Genomic DNA, 8,037 nt, shown 5'->3' with positions numbered 1-8,037 from the left:
GTTTCCCGTGGTTGAAACCACGGGCTATGTTTGATTATTTTTGAGAAATTGTTTGGAAATATAGCCAGCGGTTTCAACCGCTGGATGCAAAGTATATCATTGCAATCCGTTTCCCGTGGTTGAAACCACGGGCTATGTTTGATTATTTTTGAGAAATTGTTTGGAAATATTGCCAGCGGCTTCAACCGCTGGACGCAAAGTATATCATCACAATCCGTTTCCCGTGGTTGAAAGCACTGGCTATATTTGAATATGTTTGAGAAATTGTTTGGAAATATTCCCAGCGGTTTCAACCGCTGGGAAGCAAAGTATATCATCACAATTTGTTTCAGGTGGTTGAAACCTTTGCTATGCTATAAAATCTTTTATTTTACTAAAAATTATTGTTTCACTCTAAAATATGCTATTTTAGAACTGTTTTAGTATTATTTAATATCCTGACCAAATTTGAAAACTAAACTAACTACCTTATTATTTTTATTGAATTTCTTGCTTTTTGCGCAGGAACTTCCGCCAATTGTTAAATATTCTTCATCTGTTTACGGAGCTGGAAATCAGAGCTGGATGATTTCGCAGGACGATGAAAATTATTTGTATTTTGCTAATAACGATGGACTTTTAGAATATAACGGAACGAGCTGGCAATTGTATCCGGGGCCAAATGAAACTATTATCCGATCTGTAAAAGTGATTGGAAATAAAGTGTATACAGGCAGTTATATGAATTTTGGTTATTGGACCAGAAATGAAAATGGTAAACTAAAATACACATCACTCAGCGATAAAATTAAAAGTAAAATTTTAGACGATGAACAGTTTTGGAATATCTTAAAATACGATCAATGGATTCTGTTTCAATCGTTAAACCGAATTTATATTTACGATACTAAAACCAGAAGTTTTAATATCATTGCACCAAAAAATGGTGTTATAAAGGCATTTTCGGCAAAAAACGCTATTTATTTTCAAACGATTAAAGAAGGACTTTTTGAAATTGAAAGCGGAAGGGCAAAATTAGTTTCAGATAATCCGACTTTAAAGAAATTTACAATTGCGAATGTTTTTACGACAGATGATGGTTTGTTGATTCAAACGCAGCTCGACGGAATTTATAAACTGACAGGGAATTCCCTAACCAGAATTGCAACAGATGTAGATGCAGAATTAAAATCAAGTTTCGTTTACAGCAGTCAGCGTCTTCAGGACGGGAGTTTTGCTTTAGGAACGGTTTCAAACGGAGTTTTTATTTTATCAAATAATGGAAAACTAAAATATCACCTCACACAGAGTAAAGGTTTAAGCAATAATACGGCTTTGTCACTTTTTGAAGATAAAGACCAAAATTTATGGGTTGGGCTGGATAACGGAATTAATTGTATTAATATTCAGTCGCCGGTACACAGTTTTACTGATGATACTGGGGTTTTAGGAACCGTTTATGCCTCGGCGGTTTTTAACGGAATGCTTTACATTGGAACAAATCAAGGATTGTTTTGTAAACCAACGCAGAGTAATGCTGAATTTAAATTTATAAACGGAACAAAAGGTCAGGTTTGGTCATTGTTTACTTATGATAATACACTTTTTTGCGGACACGATTCGGGAACTTTTATAATTACAAATAATTCGGCGAGAAGTATATTTTCGGGTTCAGGAACCTGGAAGTTTGAACCTTCTCCAGCAAATAAAAATCAATTAATTCAGGGTAATTATTACGGGCTTTCGGTTTTAGAGAAAGTAAATAATCAGTGGATTTTTAAAAACAAAATTCAGGGATTTGATTATTCATCCAGATATTTTGAAATTACAAAGAATCTTGATGTTTATGTTAGCCATGAATACAAAGGGATTTTTAGATTAAAACTTGGTAAATCTCTTTTGCAAACGCATGACTTTTATACTTACAAGTCTCCGCAGAAAGGAATAAATGCGAGTTTAACGACTTTTAATAATTCAATTTATTACGCTTACAAAGGCGGAATTTTTAAATTAAATCCTAAAACAAGACAATTCGAGAAAGATACCGTTTTAAGTTCGATTTTTGAAAAAGACGAGTATACATCAGGTAAATTAATTGTAGATCATTCGAATAAAATCTGGTTGTTTTCTAAAAACTACATTCATTATTTCTCTGCCAGTAAATTGAGCAATCAATTAAAGCAGAATATAATTCCAATTCCTTCTTCTTTAACCAATTCGATGTTAGGTTATGAAAATATCACGCAAATTTCTAAATCAACTTATTTAATAGGAACAACAGATGGTTATTATACCTTAAATATCGACGATTTAAGTTTTAAAAACTATGATGTTTTTATTACCGATATATTGATAAACAAACAAAACGAAACCTTTAAAAATGTTGGTATTCAAAGTGAAGGCAGTTTTGATTCTGATGAAAATAATATTACACTTAATTATACCGTTCCGGAATACAATAAATACATCAATTCTGAATATCAATATTTATTAGAAGGCTTTCAGGACGACTGGAGCGAGTGGAGTACAAAGGCGACGGTGAATTTTAAAAACCTTTCACCTGGAAAATACACCTTTAGAGTTAGGGCAAAATATGCCAATACAATTCTGCAGAATACTGCCGTATACACATTTGTAGTTTTAAAACCTTGGTATTTGACCAATTTAGCCTGTTTCGTCTATTTTCTTCTGATTTTGGCTATGGCCTATTTTATCAATAAAGCATACCGAAATTACTATCAAAAGCAAAAAGAAAAGCTTATTGAAGAAAATAACCTTTTATTAGAGATTCAGGAGCTTGAAAACGAACAGCAATTGATGAAACTTCGAAACGAGCAGCTTTCGCAGGACGTTGATAATAAAAACCGTGAACTGGCAGTTTCGACAATGAGTTTAAACAGTAAAAACGAATTGCTGGCTTTTATTAAAGAAGATTTAAAGAAAACATCTCAAAATGACAGTTCAAATATCAAATCTGTAATTAGTACCATTAACAAAAATATTACAGAAGAGGATTCCTGGAAGATTTTTAAAGAAGCCTTTGATAGTGCCGATAAAGATTTCCTAAAAAGGATAAAACAAATGCACCCTGCCTTAACACCAAACGACCTTCGTTTATGTGCTTATCTTAGATTGAATCTTTCCTCAAAAGAAATAGCTCCAATGTTTAATATTTCGGTTCGAAGTGTTGAAATAAAAAGGTATCGTTTGCGTAAGAAAATGGATTTGCAGCACGAAATCGGTTTAGTTGAATATATTCTGGCTGTATAGGAATTCAAAAATCGGCTTAAAAAAACTATACATTACCACAACATTATGCTTTTGTTGGGAAATCGCAATGCAAATGTTAAAGAAATTAACATTCACAAATTATAGCTACAGAGCGGTTTATTTTGTGATATCCTGAATTAAGACTATATTTTTTTATGATGTATGTTTTTTGTTGAGGTTAATTTTATCGTTTTCATAAAGGGAACAGATAAATTTAGCTTTCAATAAAAACTAACTAATTATGAAATCTAAATTATTACTAATTGTACTATCACTGTGTACATCATTTGCGTTTGCGCAATCTATTGATGTAACCGGAACGGTAGTAGATGGCTCAGGTTTGTCATTGCCTGGCGTTAATGTAAAAGTTAAAAGTTCGTCTCAAAGCACAACCACTGATTTTGACGGATCTTTTAAATTAACCGGAGTTCCAAAAGGATCTGCAGTTATTTTCAGTTATATAGGTTACAAAACGCAAGAAGTTGCAGTTTCTGGAACTAAAATAACTGTAAAATTAATTGAGGATGCAAAATCACTTGATGAAGTAGTTGTCATTGGTTATGGTACTCAAAAGAAGAGAGAGGTTACGGGATCAGTTTCTGTAGTAGACAGTAAAACAATTGATCTTATTCGACCAACGAGAATTGAACAAGCGCTGCAAGGTACCGTTACGGGTGTGAATGTAACAACCCAGTCTGGAGCACCAGGAGCGCCATTGGATATTCGTATTCGTGGTATTGCTACAAACGGACAAAATGCGCCAACTGCTATTATTGACGGATATGTTGGGGATTTTGGTCTGTTAAATCCTAATGATATTGAATCCATAACAGTTTTAAAAGATGCCCAAGCAGCTATTTATGGAACAATTGGGGCAAACGGTATTATTTTAATTACAACCAAAACAGGTAAAAAGAATACTCAAACAAAAGTATCTTTTAATAGCTCTGTTGGATTTCAGGAAACATCAAGAAAACTTCCAACTTTAAATGCTACGGAGTATGCACTTTTATTAAACGAAAGTTATGCTAATGGAGGTAAACCGCTTCCTTATCCAAACGTAAGCGGATTAGGAAAAGGCACTGACTGGCAGGATGAAGTTTTTCAAATGGCTCCAATTGTTAACAATGATTTGAGTATTTCCGGAGGTTCAGATAAAATCACGTATTCTATTAGTGGATCGCATTTAGATCAGGAAGGAATCGTGGGAGGAGACAAATCTGGTTTCTTGAAAAATACGGCAAGACTTGCTTTAGGAGCAGATCTTAGCAGTAAAATTAAACTTAAGTCAAACGTTATATATACTTATTTTACCAGAAAAACATTAAACGAAAACGGTCTTGGTTCTGTATTATTTAATGCACTGAATGTTCCTGCAACATTGACTCCTAAAGATGCAAACGGCAATTTTACTCTTGTGCCAAATACAACAGGATTAGGTAATGAAATTATCAACCCGCTTGCACAAATTGCAAATACATACAACGATTATAATTATAAAAAATTAAACGGAAATTTTGGATTAGATTACAAAATTTTTAAAGGATTTACATTGACAGGTTCAATTGGTTTTAATACTTCAAACAGCGAATCAAAAACATTTGCTCCGCTAATAAGTTATGGAGGAAAAGTTTTTGATGTACAAAGAAGTTCTGTAACTCAAGGTGCTGTTAATGACAACGATTACTCTTTTGACCTTTTTGGTACTTATGTTACAAAAATTGCAGATGCTCATAATATAACAGGAACGATTGGTACAACAATTTTCAAAACATGGGGAAATGGTCTTTCTGCCACTGGTTTTGATGTTCCTAATAATTCTTGGGAATTTGCCGATATTTCTTTAACAAAAGGAGTTTCAGCGACTTTAACAAACAGCTCTTATGTTTATGATCAGCGCAGATTATCTTATTTTGCAAGACTGCAGTATGATTATAAAGAGAAATACTTAGTATCTGGTATGATTAGACGTGATGCTTCTACCAAATTTGGACCAGGGAATAAAGTAGGTTATTTTCCATCAGTTACAGGAGGTTGGATTGTTTCTAAAGAAGATTTCTTTGGAACTCCTAAGTTCATTAATTTCTTGAAATTAAGAGGAAGCTACGGAACATTAGGAAATGACCAAATTGGAGATTATAGATATTTAGGTACTTTGAGTGGAGAAGCAACTTATGTTTTTGATGGTACTCTTGTAAACGGTGTAGCCACAGGGGCAGTTCCAAATCCGGATGTAAAATGGGAAGAAGCTAGAAAGCTTGATGTTGGTTTGGATATGAGAATATTAAATGACAAAGTTTCTATTGTAGCAGATTATTTTAGTGATACAAGAAAAGATTTATTAATTGGAAATATTCCTGTTTCAGGTATTAATGGTACAGGTGCTCCGGGATCTGGTTCTCCAACTATAAACGCAGGATCAGTAAAAAATTCAGGTTTCGAATTTGCTATTGATTACAAAGAAAATTTCTCAGATTCTTTTTCAATGAATGTAGCTTATAATGTTACGTTTATTAAAAATAAAGTTCTGGAAGTAAATAACGGAACTGGCTTTTTGGAAGCCGGAGGATTTGGTGTTGGACAGCCTGCACCTGCACGAATGGAAATAGGAAAACCAATGGGATATTTCTATGGATATAAAACCGATGATATTTTTCAAAATCAGGCAGAAGTTGATGCTCACCCATCACAATTGGCTTTAGGAGCGAATGCAGCGCCAGGAGATCTTCGCTTTGTTGATGTAAATGGAGACGGTGTAATTGATACAAAAGATAAAACCAATATTGGTGATCCAATTCCTGCTGCAACAATGGGATTCAATCTTCAATTAAACTATAAAAACGTTGATTTTGCAGTTTACACTTTTGCATCTGTAGGAAATGATATGGTTCGTAACTATGAAAGAACACTTTCTGATGCAAATCGTATAGATTATGTTTTAGACAGATGGACAGGTGAAGGATCTACAAATTCAACACCAAGAGTTACAACAGGTGCAACATCAAACAATGTTTTTTCTAATTATTTTGTAGAAGACGCTTCATACCTTAGAATTCAAAATGTTCAGTTAGGATATTCTCTTAATCCAAGTGTTGCTCAAAAAGCAGGAATCACAAAATTAAGACTTTATGCAGGAGTAAATAATTTATACACATTTACTAAATACCAAGGTTACGATCCGGGAGCTTCAAATGGTGCGCCAATTGGAGGTGGAATTGATTATGGATTTTATCCTACTCCAAGAACCTATTTAATGGGTTTAAACATTAATTTTTAATTTCAATTAAAATGAAAAAATATTTATTTACAACCGTTATATCTCTTACTCTGTTTTCGACCTTGTGTATTTCATGTTCGGATGAGTTTGTAGATCCTAAACCAGAATATTCTATCGATTCTGAAAACTATTTTAATTCAAAATCAGATTACGATCAGGCTTTGGTTGCTGCTTACGATTTGCTTCAATCTTCATATGCAAATGTTATATTGGGAGAAATTGCTTCAGATAATACATTAGCAGGAGGAGAAAGTCCAACAGATGTTATTGGATGGCAGCAAATTGATGATATGATTCATACTCCGGTAAACAGTAACTTAAGAGATATCTGGAACTGGATGTTTGCAGGAGTTCAAAGAGCTAATTATATTCTTGAATTTCAAGATAAAACAGATTTTCCCGAGAAAACCCAAGTTATTGCCGAAGCGCGTTTTCTTAGAGCATATTACCAGTTTGAATTAGTGAAATGGTTTGGCGGTATACCAATGAAAGGCGATGCGAGATTTAAACTTGGAGATGAAAAAAAGATACCGCGTTCATCAGTTCAGGAAGTGTATGCTTCGATTGAAGCTGATTTAATTTTCGCATCTGCTAATTTAGCGCCAAATGCTTCTCAAAAAGGGCGTGCCACTAAAACTGCCGCTCAGGCATTATTAGGAAAAGCTTATTTATATCAAAATAAATTTACGCAGGCAGCAGCGGTACTAGAATCTGTAATTACTTCAGGAAAATATTCTTTAGTAACAGATTATAATTCAATATTTGAAATGGACGGAGAAAACGGAGCAGAATCTGTTTTTGAAGTACAATATACAGATATTGAAGGAGCAGGATTTGGATGTTTGCAATGTAGTGAAGGTAACGTAGCTGTAGGTTTTAGCGGTGTAAGAAATTTTTCAGGACCACTTTTCTCTTCAGGATTTAGTTTTAATATACCAACTCAGGAAAGTGCAGATGCTTTTGAAGTAGGAGACAGACGTAAAGATGTAGCCATTTTAGACATCGCTGCTTTTGCTGCTGCAAACTCTAATTATGATGGAGGAAAAGGAGTTAGCTATGGAAAAGGAAATGAAGATACAGGTTTCTTCAACAGAAAATATATTCCAAGAAAAAGAAGCTCAAATGCACAGGGAGATTTGAATTTAACAAATCCAAATAATTACAGATCAATTCGTTATGCAGACGTTCTTTTAATGGCTGCAGAAGCTTACAACAGAGGTGCAATTGATGACGCAAAAGCAAGAACATATTTAAACCTTGTTAGAGCGCGTGCATTTGGAGATAATAACCATAACGTAACGGCTTCTGGAGCTGCTCTTACAGATTTTATCTGGGCAGAAAGAAGAGTAGAACTTTTTGGAGAAGGACATCGTTTCTTTGATTTAGTAAGAACTGGCAAAGCTGTTGGAACAATTCCTGGATTTAAAGCAAACAAAAACGAATTATTTCCACTTCCAATCGAAGAAATTCAATTCGCAAACGGTAACTGGTCGCAAAATCCTGGATATTAA

3 protein-coding genes are annotated in these 8,037 nt (G+C 34.0%); all 3 read left to right on the top strand.

Annotated features, from left to right (window positions below):
- Window positions 1–447: 447 nt before the first annotated feature.
- The 3 genes from ACODSB_RS19065 (at window position 448) to ACODSB_RS19055 (ending at window position 8,037) form a co-directional block, all read left to right on the top strand.
- Entirely contained in the window at window positions 448–3,249 is a 2,802-nt protein-coding gene (locus ACODSB_RS19065; RefSeq protein ID WP_488938189.1) for a triple tyrosine motif-containing protein, read from the top strand.
- 241 nt (window positions 3,250–3,490) lie between these two features.
- Window positions 3,491–6,526, top strand: coding sequence for a SusC/RagA family TonB-linked outer membrane protein (locus ACODSB_RS19060; RefSeq protein ID WP_488938188.1), 3,036 nt, complete (start codon window positions 3,491–3,493; stop codon window positions 6,524–6,526).
- An 11-nt stretch (window positions 6,527–6,537) separates the two neighbouring features.
- The gene (locus ACODSB_RS19055; protein ID WP_488938187.1) at window positions 6,538–8,037 is read left to right on the top strand and encodes a RagB/SusD family nutrient uptake outer membrane protein; all 1,500 of its coding nucleotides are present in this window, start codon (window positions 6,538–6,540) and stop codon (window positions 8,035–8,037) included.

Source organism: Flavobacterium sp. FG68 (assembly GCF_057808895.1).
Note: the sequence above shows the minus strand (reverse complement) of the source record. Positions and strands in the feature narration are given on the sequence as shown.

What these genes read in the sequence shown, in the direction of transcription:
- ACODSB_RS19055 (WP_488938187.1), top strand. Translation starts at nt 6,538, where the DNA reads ATGAAAAAATATTTATTTACAACCGTTATATCTCTTACTCTGTTTTCG.
- ACODSB_RS19060 (WP_488938188.1), top strand. Translation starts at nt 3,491, where the DNA reads ATGAAATCTAAATTATTACTAATTGTACTATCACTGTGTACATCATTT.